Origin of the sequence: Kitasatospora sp. NPDC001603, assembly GCF_040298365.1 — a bacterium.
Classification (GTDB): Bacteria; Actinomycetota; Actinomycetes; order Streptomycetales; family Streptomycetaceae; genus Kitasatospora.
The window spans coordinates 59,020-73,851 of record NZ_JBEPAA010000012.1 but is presented as its reverse complement, the minus strand read 5'-3'; the positions used below and the strand labels follow the sequence as shown (position 1 = coordinate 73,851).

Here is a 14,832-nt window from a genome sequence, read left to right as displayed (position 1 = left end):
CTCTCGTCCACCGTCGGTCACTGTCCCCGGGCACCGGTACGGTTCCCCGGGAACCGCCCGGCACTCGCCGGCGTCCGACCTCGCGGCGCCACATCCGCATTCCGGCGCCGCACCGACCACATCATCCACGGGGAACCACTGTGACCAACACTCAGAACGCGCTGCGCGCCGCCGTCCCGCTCGCCGCGCTGGCGCTGCTGCTGACCGCCTGCGGGCCGGAGAACGAGGACCCGGCCGCGGGCGCGGCGGGCGCCGCGGGCGCGAGCGCCGCCGCCACCACCGCGCCGGGCGCCACCGGGGCCCCGTCGGCCACCGGCGGCTCCGCCGGCACCGGCGGTACGGCCGGCTCGGCCGGCACGGCGGGCGCCGGCGGCAACACGCCGAACGCCGTCCCGTCCGCCGCCACCAGCGGGAACCCGATCGGCGGCGCCGGCGGCGGCGCCGGCAGCGGGAAGATCGGCTACGACAACCCGCTGGCGACCACCGCCACCGGCAGCTACCTGGGCAAGACCAAGGCCGACGTCACCCCGGTCTCGGTGGTCAAGGGCACCGCGGCCGAGGTCGCGCCGTACAACTTCAAGCCGGCCGAGCTCGAAGGCAAGACGCCGTACTACGTGACCGTCTCGTTCACCAACCGCACCGGTGGCCCGCTCACCGACGAGTACTTCATGATGCGGTTCAAGGTGAAGTCGGACACCGCCGCCACCGGCGGGGTGCTGCCCGCGCCGACCGTCCTGAAGTCGATCCCGCAGTGCGACTCCGGCAAGAAGCCCGGCACCCTGGCGGACGGCCAGACCCAGCAGCAGTGTGCGGTCTATCTCGTTCCGACCAACACCCCGCCGAAGTTCCTCGTCTTCGGCAGCGTTCTGGACACCGAGCCCCTGATCTGGAAGGCCGGCTGACAGCTCCGCCTGCCGTTCGAAGGGGGCCCTTGAGGGCGGTCCGGCGCGTGTCCCCGCACACGCGCCGGACCGGCCCGGGATACCCCTAAAGTAGGCAGGCATGCAGGTCATCCAGTCCAGCAAGCTCGCCAACGTCTGCTACGACATCCGCGGCCCGGTGCTCGACGAGGCGATGCGGCTGGAGGAGCAGGGCCACCGCATCCTGAAGCTCAACACCGGCAACCCCGCCGTCTTCGGCTTCGACGCGCCCCCGGAGATCCTCCAGGACATCCTGCGCAACCTCTCCTCCGCGCACGGGTACGGCGACTCCAAGGGCCTGCTCGCCGCCCGCCGGGCCGTGGTGATGCACTACGAGGAGCGCGGGCTGCACGGACTCACCGTCGAGGACGTCTTCCTCGGCAACGGCGTCTCCGAGCTGATCCAGCTGGCGATGACCGCCCTGCTCGACGACGGCGACGAGGTGCTCGTCCCGGCGCCGGACTACCCGCTCTGGACGGCCTCCGTCTCGCTGGCCGGCGGCACCGCCGTGCACTACCGCTGCGACGAGCAGTCCGAGTGGTACCCGGACCTCGCCGACATCGAGGCCAAGGTCACCGACCGGACCAGGGCGATCGTGGTGATCAACCCGAACAACCCGACCGGCGCGGTCTACCCGCGCGAGGTCCTGGAGGGCCTGGTCGAGATCGCCCGCCGGCACAAGCTGGTGGTCTACGCGGACGAGATCTACGACAAGATCCTCTACGACGACGCCGAGCACGTCCCGCTGGCCACGCTGGCCCCCGACCTGTTCTGCGTCACCTTCAACGGGCTCTCCAAGGCGTACCGGGTGGCGGGCTTCCGCTCCGGCTGGATGGTGCTCTCCGGCGACCGGCAACGCGCCCGCAGCTACATCGAGGGCCTGACCGTGCTCGCCTCGATGCGCCTGTGCGCCAACATGCCGGCCCAGCACGCGGTGGCCGCGGCGCTCGGCGGCCGACAGTCGATCAAGGACCTGGTGCTGCCCGGCGGCCGGCTGCTGGAGTCCCGGGACGCCGCGTACCGGCTGCTCAACGAGATCCCGGGGGTCAGCTGCGTCAAGCCGAAGGGCGCCCTCTACGCGTTCCCCCGGCTGGACCCGAAGGTCTACAAGATCAAGGACGACGCCCAGATGGTGCTGGACCTGCTGCGCGCCGAACGCATCCTGCTGGTCCAGGGCACCGGCTTCAACTGGCCCGAGCCGGACCACTTCCGCCTGGTCACGCTGCCCCGGGCCGAGGAGATCACCGACGCCGTCACCCGGATCGGCGACTTCCTCGGCGGCTACACCCAGCCGTAGCGGGCCCGGACGGTCAGGCCGTCGCGGTCAGGCCGGTCCGGCTGGCCGTCGCGGTCCGGTCCGGTCCGGTCCGGTCCGGTCCCGTCCGGGAAAAGCTACGGCCGGAGTTCCGGTCCGGACGATCTCCTTGGTCGGGGAAAGATCGTCCGCGGAACTCCGGCCGTCCTGTCGCTCGGTGGGTGCGCGATTCGTGCCACGCACCCACCACTACTCGCCGGGCTGAGGCTCAGGCTCAGCCGAGGCGGGCGACCAGGTCTCGGTACTCGTCCCACAGCTCGGTGGGCGTGTGGGAGCCGAAGAGCTCCAGGTGGGCCGGGACGAGCGCGGCCTCCTGACGCCAGATGTCGGCGTCCACGGTGAACAGCAGCTCCCGGTCGGCCTCGGAGAGGTCCAGGCCGTCCAGGTCGAAGCCCTCGACGGTCGGCAGCACGCCGATCGGGGTTTCGACGCCCTCGCCGGTGCCCTGCAGGCGCTCGACGATCCACTTCAGCACGCGGCTGTTCTCGCCGTAGCCGGGCCAGACGAACGAGCCCTCGCTGTTCTTGCGGAACCAGTTCACGTAGTAGATCTTCGGCAGCTTGGCGGCGTCCGCCTGGGCGCCGACCTTCAGCCAGTGGGCGAAGTAGTCGCCCATGTTGTAGCCGCAGAACGGCAGCATCGCGAACGGGTCGCGGCGCAGCTCGCCGACGGTGCCCTCGGCGGCGGCGGTCTTCTCGGAGGCGATGTTCGCGCCCAGGAAGACGCCGTGCTGCCAGTCGAAGGACTCCGTCACCAGCGGGACGGCGGTGGCGCGGCGGCCGCCGAACAGGATCGCCGAGATCGGCACGCCCGCCGGGTCCTCCCACTCGGGGGCGATGGTCGGGCACTGCGCGGCCGGGACGGCGAACCGGGCGTTGGGGTGGGCGGCCGGGGTGCCGGACTCCGGCGTCCAGTCGTTGCCGCGCCAGTCGGTGAGGTGCGCCGGGGGCTCCTCGGTCAGGCCCTCCCACCAGACGTCACCGTCGTCGGTCAGCGCGACGTTGGTGTAGACGGTGTTGCCCCAGAGGGTCTCGATGGCGTTGGCGTTGGTGTCGACGCCGGTGCCGGGCGCGACGCCGAAGAAGCCGGCCTCGGGGTTGATGGCGTAGAGCCGGCCGTCGGCGCCGAAGCGCATCCAGGCGATGTCGTCGCCGATCGTCTCGACCTTCCAGCCCGGGATGGTGGGCTGGAGCATGGCGAGGTTGGTCTTGCCGCAGGCGGAGGGGAAGGCCGCCGCGACGTACGTGGCTTCGCCGGTCGGCGGGGTGAGCTTGAGGACGAGCATGTGCTCGGCCAGCCAGCCCTCGTCACGCGCCATCGTGGAGGCGATCCGCAGCGCGTAGCACTTCTTGCCGAGCAGGGCGTTGCCGCCGTAGCCGGAGCCGAAGGACCAGATCTCGCGGGTCTCCGGGAAGTGCGAGATGTACTTGGTGCTGTTGCACGGCCAGGCGACGTCCGCCTCGCCCTCGGCGAGCGGCGCGCCGACGGTGTGCACGGCCTTGACGAACTCGCCGTCCTCGCCCAGCTGGTCGATCACGGCCCGGCCCATGCGGGTCATCACGCGCATCGACACGGCGACGTAGGCGGAGTCGGTGATCTCGACGCCGTACGCGGCCAGCGGGGAGCCGACCGGGCCCATCGAGAAGGGCACGACGTACATCGTGCGCCCCTTCATCGAGCCGCGGAAGAGACCGTTCTCGCCCTGGAAGACCTCCCGCATCTCGGCGGGGGCCTTCCAGTTGTTGGTCGGACCGGCGTCCTTCTCCTGCTCGGAGCAGATGTAGGTGCGGTCCTCGACGCGCGCCACGTCCGTGGGGTCCGAGGCGGCGTAGTAGGAGTTGGGGCGCTTCTTCTCGTCGAGCTTCCTGAAGGTGCCCTGAGCGACCAGCAGGTCCGCGAGGCGCTGGTACTCCTCCTCGGACCCGTCACACCACTCGATGCGGGCCGGCTGGGTGAGCTCGGCGATCTCGCTCACCCAGGCCAGCAGGCGCTTGTGACGGGTGGGCGCGGATGCGCTGAGAGCGAGGTTCTCGTACGACACGATCGCTCCGTTTCACGCCATCTCGGCACGGAGACGGCGTAGCGGGGGTTTGAGGGTGCTTGCAGCGTAGCTCCGGCCTCAAGCCCAGAACACGGCGCAACGGTGAAATTGACTCATCTTTTACTACATTCAGTCTGGTTACTTGTTGGTAATCCGGCTCCTTCGGCCGACCCGAGCCCGACCCGACCGACCCCCGAACACTCCAAAACGTCCAAGTAGTGATGAGGGCCACTTCCTACGCGTCAGTAACCTACGGAGGCGTAGGTAGCAGGTAGCATGCTGCCCATGACTGCTGAGCTCCTGGAGAGCACGGAGCGCGTGGAGATCAAGCCGAGTTGGCGCGGCTGGCTGCACGCCGGGATGTTCCCCGCCACGGTGGCCGCCGGGATCGTGCTGATCTGCCTGGCCGACTCCACGCCCGCCAAGATCGCCTGCGCGATCTACTCGGTCAGCGCCTGGCTGCTGTTCGGGGTCAGCGCGGTCTACCACCGCTTCACCTGGGGGCCGCGCGGCGACGCCGTGCTGCGCCGCCTCGACCACGCGAACATCTTCTTGATCATCGCGGGCACCTACACCCCGTTCACCATCCTGCTGCTGGACGGCGCCGCGCAGCAGGTGCTGCTCTGGGCGGTCTGGGGCGGTGCGCTGGCGGGGATAGCGTTCCGGGTGTTCTGGGTGGGCGCGCCGCGCTGGCTGTACACGCCGGTGTACATCGCGCTGGGCTGGGCCGCCGCCTTCTTCCTGCCGGACTTCCTGCGCACCGGCGGGGTCGCGGTGCTGGTGCTGATGATCGTCGGCGGGGTGCTCTACAGCGTCGGCGGCGTGGTGTACGGGCTCAAGCGGCCCAACCCCTCACCGCGCTGGTTCGGCTTCCACGAGGTGTTCCACGCCTTCACCCTCGGAGCCTTCATCGTGCAGTACGTCGGGGTCTCACTGGTGGCGTACAGCGCGACCCGCTGAGCCCGGCGCCCCACGACGGGCGGTCGGCCGGTCCAGTGACCGGGCGGCCGCCCGTTCCGCTGTCCACTCCGGGCCCGGCCGGCCCGGCCGGCGGTCCCCGCGCTCGTGCGCCGCGCCGTCGTGCCCCGGGCGCTCGTACGCCGGGCGCTCGTACGCCGGGCGCTCCCGCGCGGCGCGCTCGCGGGCCGCGCGGTCGTGACCCGGAAGCTCGGCGGCCGAGTGGTCGTGGCCCGCGAGCCCGGGGGCGGAGTGGCCGTGACCCGGAAGCCCGGGGACCGAGTGGTCGTGGCCCGCGAGCCCGGGGGCCCGTCGTTCCGGCGCCGGGAACCCGCGCACCGGGTACTCGCGGCCGGGGTGCTCGCGGATCAGCTGCTCACGCGCCCCGTACGGACGGGAGCCGGCCTGCCGCGCGTCCAGCGCCTCGCGCGCCCGGCGGCAGCGCTCGCAGTGCGCCGGGTCCGGCCGGCCGTGCCCCGGGCGGTGCCGGCGCGCCGGACGGCGCTCGCGCGGCCCGGCCTGCTGGTGCAGCTGCTGCCAGCGCCGGCCGACGTACACCATCAGCAGCAGCACCTCGACCCCGGCGACCCCCAGCACCAGGACGGCACCGTTGATCAGGTAGGCCGCGACCACGGCCAGCGCGGCCACCACCACCACCGCCGCACCCCAGATCTGGGCGCTCGACTCCCTGCCGGCCATTCGACTCCCCTTCCTGCGCCGGGCACGTGGTCGGCTCCTGCCGCCCCACCCCTTCTCGCTCTCGGCACGCTTCGGCCAGCACTGACCGATTGCCACATCCTATCTACCGTCAGTCACCCGATGCCGCCCCGGGGCGGCGAACGCCAGATCAACGTTGCGTCAATTCCTTGTGCGGAAAGCACACTTCCAGGACACGTCACGGTGGGTCACGACTACGCGCGGTGGCGCGCGACATTGACGGCCGCCCCCTTTTGGAAGTTACTGTCATTTGACAGTCACTTCCCCGAAGGCTCCGGAGGCCGCCGTGACCCCTCCCGCCGTACCCGCCCCGCCCGCTCCGCCCGGCCCCGATCCGCGGCGCTGGCTGGCGCTGGTCGCCGTCGCGCTGAGCGTCCTGGTCATCAGCTTCGACATGACGATCCTCAACGTGGCCCTGCCGACCCTGGCCTCCCAGCTGCGGGCCACCACCGGACAGCAGCAGTGGATCGTCGACTCCTACACGGTGGTCTTCGCCGCCGCGATGCTCCCGGCCGGCCTGCTCGGGGACCGCTTCGGCCGCCGCCGCACCCTCACCACCGGCCTCGCCCTGTTCGGCCTCGCCTCCGCGGTCGGCATGCTCGCCGACAGCCCCGGCACCCTGGTCGCCGCCCGTGCGGCGATGGGTCTGGCCGGCGCCCTGGTGATGCCGATGTCCCTGGCGGTGATCCCCGGTCTGTTCCCGGCCGGCGAGCAGCGCCGCGCCACCGCGATCCTCTCCGCCGCGCTCGCCGCCGGGACCCCGCTCGGCCCGCTGATCGGCGGCTTCCTGCTGCAGCACTTCTGGTGGGGCGCGATCTTCGTGATCAACGTCCCGCTGACGGTGACCGGCATCGTCGCCTGCGTCCTGCTGCTGCCGGAGACCCGCAACCCCGCCGCACCCCGGATCGACGTGCTCGCCACCGTCCTCGGCGCGGGCGGTCTGGCCGCACTGACCTACGGCATCATCGAGGGCCCCGAACGCGGCTGGGCCGACCCGCTGGTGATCGGCATGATCGGCGGCTCACTGGTCGCCCTCACCGTCCTGGTGCTGCGCAGCCGCCACCAGCACGCCCCGATGCTCGACCTCACCCTGCTCGCGGACCCGACCTTCCGCTGGGCCGCGGGGGCCGCGACGCTGGTCTCCCTGGTGCTCTTCGGCGCCTTCTTCGTCCTGCCGCTGTACTTCCAGAGCGTGCTGGGCGCGGACGCCTTCGGCACCGGTCTGCGGCTGATGCCGATGATGGTCGGGCTGATGGTGGCCGCCAAGCTCAGCGAGGGGCTGGTCGCCCGGATCGGCCCCCGGGCGGTGATCGCCCTCGGGCTCACCTCGCTGGCCGCCGCCCTGCTGCTCGGCAGCCGCACCTCCGTCGTGGACGGCTACGGCCTGGCGGCCGTCTGGCTCACCCTGCTCGGCCTGGGCATGGGCCTCTCGCTGATCACCGCCCAGGCCTCCGCCCTGCTTACCCTGCCGCCGGCCCGGGCCGGGGTCGGCTCCGGTCTGATGCAGACGCTGCGCCAGGTCGGCGGCGCGATCGGGGTCGCCGTCTTCGGCAGCATGCTGGCCGGCTCCTACCGCGGTGCGCTGGACACCGCCGCGCTCCCGGCCGAGGCCGCGCACCGGGCCGGGCAGTCGGTGGTCGCCGCCGACGCGGTGGCCGCGGCCTCCGGGGACGGCGCCCTGACCGTCTCCGCCCACGCCGCCTACGTGCACGGGATGACGCTCGTCCTGCTCGTCTCCGGGGTGATCGCCCTGCTCTCGGCGGTGCTGGTCGCCCTGCGGATGCCGACCGCCGAACGGCGCCCGGGCACCGGCGCCGGTCCCGCCCCGGAGACCACCGCCGTGCCCGCCGCCGATCACGGATAATCGAAGGTATGAGCGCAACGCAGCCGACCACGGCGCCCCCGGCAGACCCGGCCCGCTCGGTCCGGGCGATGCTGGAGGCGCCGCTGCCGCTGCGCGAACGGAAGAAGCTGAGGACCCGCCGGACGATCCGCCGCGAGGCGTACCGGCTGATGGCCGCGCAGGGCTACGAGAACACCACCGTGGAGCAGATCGCGGCGGCGGCCGAGGTCTCGCAGTCCACCTTCTTCCGGTACTTCGCCACCAAGGAGGACCTCGTCCTCACCGACGAGTACGACCCGGCGATCGTCAGCGCGCTGCTCGCCCGCCCCGCTGACGAACCGTTTCTCCGCTCCTGCCGCGAGGCCATCGTCGGCCTGATCCGCGCACTGGTCCAGGACGAACGCGACGAGCTGCTCACCCGCCTGCGGCTGATCCACGACGTCCCCGCGCTGCGCGCCAGGATGCGCGAGAACGCCAACGACCCGCAGCGCCTCTACCTCGCCGTCCTGACCCGGCGCCGGGGCGTCGAGGAGCCGACCTTCGAGATGCGGGTCACCGCGGCCGCCCTGGGGGCGGCGACCGGCGAGACCGTCCTGCGGTGGGCCGAGAGCAACGGCGAGCTGGACATCGCCGACCTGGTCGACCACACCTTCGCCGTGCTGGAGCGCGGCTTCACCGATCTCTAGGGCCGCACCGGCGTAGCCGCGGCGGGGCCCGGCCGCCGAGCCGGACCCCGCCGCTCACCCGCTGGACGCGCTGTCCGACGGACTCGTCGTCCGGCGGACCCGCCATCCGACGGACCCGCCATCCGGTGGACCCGCTACCCGATGGACGCGCTAGCCGCGCCGGGCGCCCGCCCGTCGCCGCAGGGCGAGGCCCGCGCCCACCAGCGCCGTGGCGCCCAGGGCCGCCGCCGCCGTGACGGCCGGCAGCGTGCCGCCGTCCGCCGCGGCCGCCCCCTGCCCGGTGGCGTCCGGCTGGTAGCCGCCGCCCTTGCCGGCCCGGTCGTACGCCGAGCCGGGCAGCTTGTCCCCGTACCGCTGGTGGACCAGCCGCTGGTAGGCCGCCAGGCTCACCCCGGACCCGCCCACCGAACGCCGCGCCTCGTCGTCCAGCGGCAGCACCCGGCCGTCCCGCAGCACGTACCAGGCGTTGAGCTGCGGTTCGCGGAACGCCGTCCCGCCACCGCCGGCCGCCGCCCGCGCCGCGTAGTCGGTCTCGTCGCCGCCCGAGGCGATGTTGACCACCCGCCAGCCGTCGCCCTGTTTGACCGTCCAGACCGAGGCCACCTGGCCGTCCGCCGAGACGGCCTTGCTGGCGGTGTACTCGGCCGTCGCGACCGGTGCGCCCGCGGCGCCGGCCACGAAGCCGGCGTCCAGGGTGTAGACCGGCACGGTGTCGCCCGAGAGGCTCGGCGCGGCCGCGCTCGCCGCCCGCGCCTCCTCGGCCGCGCCGATGGTGAGCTGCTGGGTCGGCGGGACGCCCTTGCGGGCGAAGAAGTGGCCCAACCGGTCCAGGACGGCCGGGTCCTGGACCGCGCCCCGGGCCTGCGCGAGGTCGGCGGCGGTGACCGGGGCGGGGGCGCCCGAGGGGCTGTCCGCGGCGGTGTCCGCCTGGGCGGCCGGGGTGACGGCCAGACCGAGACCGGCGGCGAGCAGGACGGCGACGGCCGCGTTACGGATGCTGGTCATGGCCGCCCTCACGCGCCGATCCGGTACAGGGAGTGGGTCCAGGAGAACGTGCCGTTGGACACGTAGTAGGTGAAGTCCGCCCAGTTGTAGCGGGTGTTGGAGGGCCACGGGTCGCCCCAGTACACCCAGTTGCTGCCGGTGTCGTAGCCGTAGACCACGTGCATGTGGCCACCGCCGGAGCTCCACTGGATCCGGGTCTCGATCGGCCGGTTGGCGTTCACCTCGGTCTGCACCGTGCTGTAGCGCAGGTACCCGGTGACGTACGAGCCGGGGTTGATGCCGACCCGGCTGAGACCGTTCTGCACGTCGCCCAGCGTGGCCTGGCTGTTGGGGCAGCTGGAGTTGGACGAGCGGCCGAACGCGGCGTTGCAGAACTGGTTCTGGCTGTAGTCGTACCCGAACCAGGTGGCGATGGTGTTGCCGCTCGCCGCCCAGCACCAGTTGGTCTGCTGTTGCTGCTGCATGGTGATGTTGAGCTTCTTGAACGTGCCGGCCAGATCGGCCGTACTGCCCGGCGCCGCGGCCGGACGAACCTGGGCGGACGCGCCGGTGGGGGCCGGCGCGGCCGAGGCGGGGCTGGTCGCCGCGACGCTGAGCGCCGGGCCGAGCACGCCCAGCGCGAGCGCCGCGACGGCGCGGCGCGGACGTATCCGTGGAACTGGCATGGGGGAGTTTCTCCTTGCACGACAGAGGAGTGGGGGTTCCGTCTGGGTGCGGTCCGGATCGCGCCACCGAGCATCGCCCCGTTGACAGAAGCAGGTCAACGGCCTTCACAGCACGCGGAACGCGGTGTGAACGGCCCGGCCCAGGTGTGAACGCCGCCCCGGAAACGCCCGCGCGGCAGGCCCGGACCGGTGACAAACGGCCTTCCACATGTGAATATTCACGACCAGCCGGTGTCCGCCCTGCCCGCCCACCGAGGAGGCCGCCATGCCGCGGAGCGACCAGGCCGACCTCGCCACCGCGCTGCGCACCGGCCCGTTCCACGTGGCCCTGCGCACCGCCATCGCCGCCCGGGGCCTCGCCCTGCACCGGATCCGCCGGCACCTCGCCCTGCGCGGCATCGACATCGGGGTCACCAGCCTCAGCTACTGGCAGCAGGGCCGCCGCCGGCCCGACCGGCCCGAATCGCTGCGCGCGGTCCGGGCGCTGGAGGAGGTGCTGGAACTCCCCGAGCACTCCCTCACCCGGCTGCTCGGCCCCCGCCGGGCCACCCCCGCCGAGCAGGCCGGCCCGCCCGTGCGCCCCTACCGGGACCTCATCTCCCCGGCCGCCGCCGTCGACGACCTGCTCGCCGAGCTCTCCGGCCCGCGCGACACCGGGCTGCACACCATCACCCACATCGAGCGGATCCGGATCGGCGCCGACCGCCAACTGCTGCGCCGCGACTCCCAGCACGCGCTGCGCGCCCACCGCGAAGGCATCGACCGCTACCTGGCCATCTACCAGGGGGACCCGGGCTGCGACATCGCCCGGGTCGGCGTGCGCGCCGAGGAGAACTGCCGCCCCGGCCGGATCCGCCGCGACCAGGCCCATCACCTGCTGGTCGCCGAGCTCCTCCTCGACCGCCGCCTCCGGGCCGGCGACACCCACCTGCTGGGCTACGGCTTCGACGCCAGCCCGTCACCCACGCCCGGCTGCGAGTACGTCCGCGGCTTCAACTCCGGCGCCGGCCAGTACGTCCTCCAGGTCACCTTCCACCCCGCCGCCCTGCCCGTCCGCTGCCACCGCTTCGCCCTCCGCTCCCCCGGCGAGAAGCCCTACGAGACGGAGGAGTTGACCCTCGACGGCCACCACTGCGTGCACCTGGTGGCGACGGCTCTCCAGCCCTGCCTGCTCGGCGTCCGGTGGGACTGGGAGTAGCCCGCCCCCGCGCCGTGGACGGGCCGCCCGCCGGTCACGCCCGGACGCCGAGTCGTTCGGCCAGCACCGCCGGGTCGGTGGTCGGGGCGTCGCAGGCGAAGTGCCGGCAGATGTACGCGGCGGGTGCGCCGCCCACCAGCGGCCGGTCCGCCAGCAGCGGCACCTCGTCGGCGTCCGGCGCGCCGACCGCGACCACCGCGCCGGGCGCGGTGCCCAGCAGCGCCGCCCGGTGCAGCGCGGCCGTCGCCGGATCCCCGGCCGGGCCGACCACGGCCACCTCGCGCGGGCCGTCCACCAGCGCCTCGGCCACCGCCAGGCCCCAGCCGATGAACCGGGGCGCCCGGCCGGCCAGTGCCCCGACGATGCCGAGCGCCCGCTCGGCGGCCGTGCGGTGGCGCGCCGACCCGGTGTAGGCGGCGTAGGTCAGCAGCGCGCCGGCCGCGGCCGTCCAGCCGGACGGGGTGGCGTTGTCCGTCGGGTCCTGGGGCCGCCGGATCAGCTCCTCGGCGTCGTCGGCGGTGTCGTACAGCGCGCCGGACGCCTCGTCGGCGAAGTGCTTGAGCACGGTGTCCAGCAGCCCGCCGGCCAGCTCCAGCCACTCGGCCTCACCGGTGACGGCGTACAGCGCGAGGAAGCCCTCGGCGGTGTCCGCGTAGTCCTCCAGGACGCCCGCGTGGGCACCGGCCCGGCCGTCCCGGGAGGTGCGCAGCAGCCGGCCGTCCGGCGTGAGGTGGACCGCCAGCAGCAGGTCGGCGGCGCGTTCGGCGGCCTCGACCAGGTCGGGCCGCTCCAGCAGCGCGCCGGTCTCGGCGAGCGCGGCGACGGCCAGCCCGTTCCAGGCGGCGACCACCTTGTCGTCCCGGGCGGGCGCCGGCCGCTCGGCCCGCGCCGCGAAGAGCCTCGCCCGGATCCGCTCGGCCGCCTCGGCGTCCGGCGGGTCGGCCGGCAGCTGCAGCACCGAGGAGCCGTGCTCGAACGTCCCCGTCGCGGTCACCTCGTAGAGCTCCGCCGCGAGGGCCGCGTCCGCCTCCCCCAGCACCTCGGCGAGCTGCCCCGGCGTCCAGGCGTAGTACGCGCCCTCGACCGAGGCGCCGCTCCCGTCCAGGCTGTCGGCGTCCAGCGCCGAGGCGAACGCCCCTTCGGGGGTGCGCAGTTCACGCAGCAGGAAGTCGGCCGTGGAGAGCGCCACCCGGCGGGCGAGCGGGGAGCCGGTGGCCCGCCACAGGTGCAGGTACGCGCGGAGCAGCAGCGCGTTGTCGTACAGCATCTTCTCGAAGTGCGGGACGACCCAGTCGGCGTCCACCGCGTACCGGGCGAAGCCGCCGCCGAGCTGGTCGTGGATGCCGCCGCGGGCCATCGCCGCGGCGGTCCGGACGGCCATCTCCAGCGCGGCCGCCGAGCCGGTCCGGGCGTGGTGGCGCAGCAGGAACTCGATCACCATGGCCGGCGGGAACTTGGGCGCCCCGCCGAAGCCGCCGCGCCGGGCGTCGAAGTCCCGGCCGAGCGCGACCAGCGCCTCGTGCAGCTCGGCCTCCCCCGGCGGCCGGTGGACCCCGCTGCCGACCCCGTACACCGAGGCCCGCTCGGCCAGGTCGGCCCGGATCCGGGCGGCGACCTCGCCGACCTCCTCGCGCCGGTCCCGCCAGGCCGCGTCGACGCCCTCCAGGACCTGCCGGAAGGACGGCATCCCGTGCCGAGGCTCCGGCGGGAAGTACGTCCCGAAGTAGAACGGGTCCTTGTCGGGCGTGAGGAAGACCGTCATCGGCCAGCCGCCCTGCCCGGTGGCCGCCTGCACCGCCTCCATGTAGACCGCGTCGACGTCCGGCCGCTCCTCGCGGTCGACCTTCACCGCGACGAACCGCTCGTTGGCGTACGCGGCCAGCGCCTCGTCCTCGAAGGATTCGTGGGCCATCACGTGGCACCAGTGGCAGGCCGCGTACCCGACCGACAGCAGCACCGGCACGCCGCGCCGCTCCGCCTCCGCGAACGCCTCGGGGCCCCAGGGCCACCAGTCGACCGGGTTGTCAGCGTGCTGCAGCAGATAGGGCGAGGTCGCGCCGGCGAGACGATTCACGCCGCCACCCTACTCATGGCAGGCAACGGGACAGCTGTCGAAACGGCGGCCCGGTGCGCCCGAGTGCGGGCGGTGCGGTCCGGCGGTGGTCGCCGTCCTGGTCGCGAGGGCCCGGGAAACGGGGGCAGCCCGGGGACGGCTGCTCGAGGTCCGGTTCGCTGCCGCAGCTGATCCGGCGTGGAACCGTCGGGGGTCGCCCCGTCGATCCGGGGCGGGAGGCGGCGTTGAACCGGCTCGCCGCCCCGGGCCGTTGAGTCGAGGCGGACGGCGGGGGCGATGCGGGTGACAGGAGGCAATGGCGTGACGGGCGACCACACGGTCATCGAGCGGGTGCGGCGGCTGGAACGGGAGGCGGACTGGGACCTCGCCCCGGTGTACGGGCCCGTCTCGCCGCCACAGGAGCCCGAGCGGCCCCGGCACCGGCCGCCGGACACCACCGGCACGGCGGCTGTGCTCCCGCAGGGCGCTCCCCCGGCCGCCCCGCCCGGGCCGGCGGCACAGCTCCCAGAAGCCGTGTCGGCGGTCGCCGCGCCCGTCGCCCGGCGGGGCCTGCGCGGGATCGGCCTCGGTACCGGACTCGGCCTGGGCCGGGTCGATCGGGAACGGCTGGAGGCTGTCGTCCGCACGCCGCTGCACCGCTCCTACCGGATCGCGGTCGTCGGCCTCAAGGGCGGTGTGGGCAAGACCTCCGTGACGCTGGCGCTCGGCTCCGTGCTCGCCGAGACGCGGTCCGACAAGGTGATCGCCGTCGACGCCAATCCGGATACCGGCACCCTGAGCGGGCGGGTCCGCCGGGAGACCACGGCCACCGTCCAGGACCTGCTGGTCGCCGCTCCCTCGATCACCGGCTACATGGACATCCGCCGCTTCACCTCGCTGACCCCCAGCGGTCTGGAGGTGCTGGGCAACGACCCGGACCCGGCGGTCGCCACCGCCTTCGGCGGCGAGGACTACCAGCGGCTGGTCGACCTGCTCGCCCGCCAGTACCCGATCGTCCTCAGTGACTGCGGTACCGGCTTGCTGCACGGCGCCACGCGCGCCGTGCTCGACCTCGCCGACCAGTTGGTCATCGCCGCCACCGCCAGCCTCGACGGCGCGAGCGGCGCCGACGCCACCCTGGAGTGGCTGCACGCGAACGGTTACGGGCCGCTGGCGCGGCGCAGCGTGACCGTGGTCTCCGGCGTCCGCGGCACGGGCCGGGTGGTGAAGGCGGAGAACCTGGTGGCGCATTTCGAGAGCCTCTGCCGGGCCGCCGTCGTCCTGCCCTTCGACGAGCACCTGGCCCTCGGCGGGACGTTCGAGCCCGCGAAGCTCCGCCACCGGACCCGCCGCGCCCACCTCGAACTCGCCGCCGCGGTCGCCGAGGGGATGAGCCACCCAGGCGCCGCCGTTCCCGCCGGCTAGGGCCTGG

At 73.6% G+C, this 14,832-nt stretch carries 12 protein-coding genes; 7 read left to right on the top strand and 5 right to left on the bottom strand.

Going from position 1 to position 14,832, the window contains the following annotated elements; genetic code table 11:
* Window positions 1–140: 140 nt before the first annotated feature.
* Window positions 141–902 carry a hypothetical protein gene (locus ABT263_RS11000; protein ID WP_352289955.1) on the top strand — a complete coding sequence of 254 codons (762 nt, stop codon included), beginning with the start codon at window positions 141–143 and terminating at the stop codon, window positions 900–902.
* A 100-nt stretch (window positions 903–1,002) separates the two neighbouring features.
* Window positions 1,003–2,217: a pyridoxal phosphate-dependent aminotransferase gene (locus ABT263_RS10995; protein WP_329489394.1), complete on the top strand. Its 1,215-nt coding sequence runs from the start codon at window positions 1,003–1,005 to the stop codon at window positions 2,215–2,217.
* Between the two features lie 232 nt (window positions 2,218–2,449).
* On the opposite strand, the gene ABT263_RS10990 is transcribed toward ABT263_RS10995, so the two are convergent.
* Entirely contained in the window at window positions 2,450–4,276 is a 1,827-nt protein-coding gene (locus ABT263_RS10990) for a phosphoenolpyruvate carboxykinase (GTP) (protein WP_352289952.1), read from the bottom strand.
* A 276-nt stretch (window positions 4,277–4,552) separates the two neighbouring features.
* Here ABT263_RS10990 and trhA point away from each other — a divergent pair, with 276 nt between their 5' ends.
* Window positions 4,553–5,236, top strand: coding sequence for a PAQR family membrane homeostasis protein TrhA (gene trhA, locus ABT263_RS10985; RefSeq protein ID WP_352289949.1), 684 nt, complete (start codon window positions 4,553–4,555; stop codon window positions 5,234–5,236).
* On the opposite strand, the gene ABT263_RS10980 is transcribed toward trhA, so the two are convergent.
* Window positions 5,207–5,932: a hypothetical protein gene (locus ABT263_RS10980; protein WP_352289946.1), complete on the bottom strand. Its 726-nt coding sequence runs from the start codon at window positions 5,930–5,932 to the stop codon at window positions 5,207–5,209. The two genes, trhA and ABT263_RS10980, sit on opposite strands and share 30 nt — an antisense overlap.
* A 304-nt stretch (window positions 5,933–6,236) precedes the next feature.
* Here ABT263_RS10980 and ABT263_RS10975 point away from each other — a divergent pair, with 304 nt between their 5' ends.
* The gene (locus ABT263_RS10975) at window positions 6,237–7,814 is read left to right on the top strand and encodes an MFS transporter (RefSeq protein WP_352289943.1); all 1,578 of its coding nucleotides are present in this window, start codon (window positions 6,237–6,239) and stop codon (window positions 7,812–7,814) included.
* 8 nt (window positions 7,815–7,822) lie between these two features.
* A complete protein-coding gene (locus ABT263_RS10970; RefSeq protein WP_352289941.1) occupies window positions 7,823–8,479 on the top strand; it encodes a TetR family transcriptional regulator in 657 nt (218 codons plus the stop codon).
* 150 nt (window positions 8,480–8,629) lie between these two features.
* Here the strand turns inward: ABT263_RS10970 and ABT263_RS10965 are convergent, their stop codons facing one another.
* Complete coding sequence (locus ABT263_RS10965; protein ID WP_352289938.1) at window positions 8,630–9,484, bottom strand: hypothetical protein; 855 nt, start codon at window positions 9,482–9,484, stop codon at window positions 8,630–8,632.
* Window positions 9,485–9,492: 8 nt separating this feature from the next.
* Complete coding sequence (locus ABT263_RS10960; RefSeq protein WP_352289935.1) at window positions 9,493–10,149, bottom strand: papain-like cysteine protease family protein; 657 nt, start codon at window positions 10,147–10,149, stop codon at window positions 9,493–9,495.
* A 265-nt stretch (window positions 10,150–10,414) separates the two neighbouring features.
* On the opposite strand from ABT263_RS10960, the gene ABT263_RS10955 reads away from it, so the two are divergent.
* The gene (locus ABT263_RS10955) at window positions 10,415–11,347 is read left to right on the top strand and encodes a hypothetical protein (RefSeq protein ID WP_352289932.1); all 933 of its coding nucleotides are present in this window, start codon (window positions 10,415–10,417) and stop codon (window positions 11,345–11,347) included.
* 34 nt (window positions 11,348–11,381) lie between these two features.
* On the opposite strand, the gene ABT263_RS10950 is transcribed toward ABT263_RS10955, so the two are convergent.
* Window positions 11,382–13,421: a thioredoxin domain-containing protein gene (locus tag ABT263_RS10950; RefSeq protein ID WP_352289929.1), complete on the bottom strand. Its 2,040-nt coding sequence runs from the start codon at window positions 13,419–13,421 to the stop codon at window positions 11,382–11,384.
* 300 nt (window positions 13,422–13,721) lie between these two features.
* Here ABT263_RS10950 and ABT263_RS10945 point away from each other — a divergent pair, with 300 nt between their 5' ends.
* Window positions 13,722–14,825 carry a MinD/ParA family ATP-binding protein gene (locus tag ABT263_RS10945; RefSeq protein ID WP_352289926.1) on the top strand — a complete coding sequence of 368 codons (1,104 nt, stop codon included), beginning with the start codon at window positions 13,722–13,724 and terminating at the stop codon, window positions 14,823–14,825.
* Window positions 14,826–14,832: the final 7 nt, after the last annotated feature.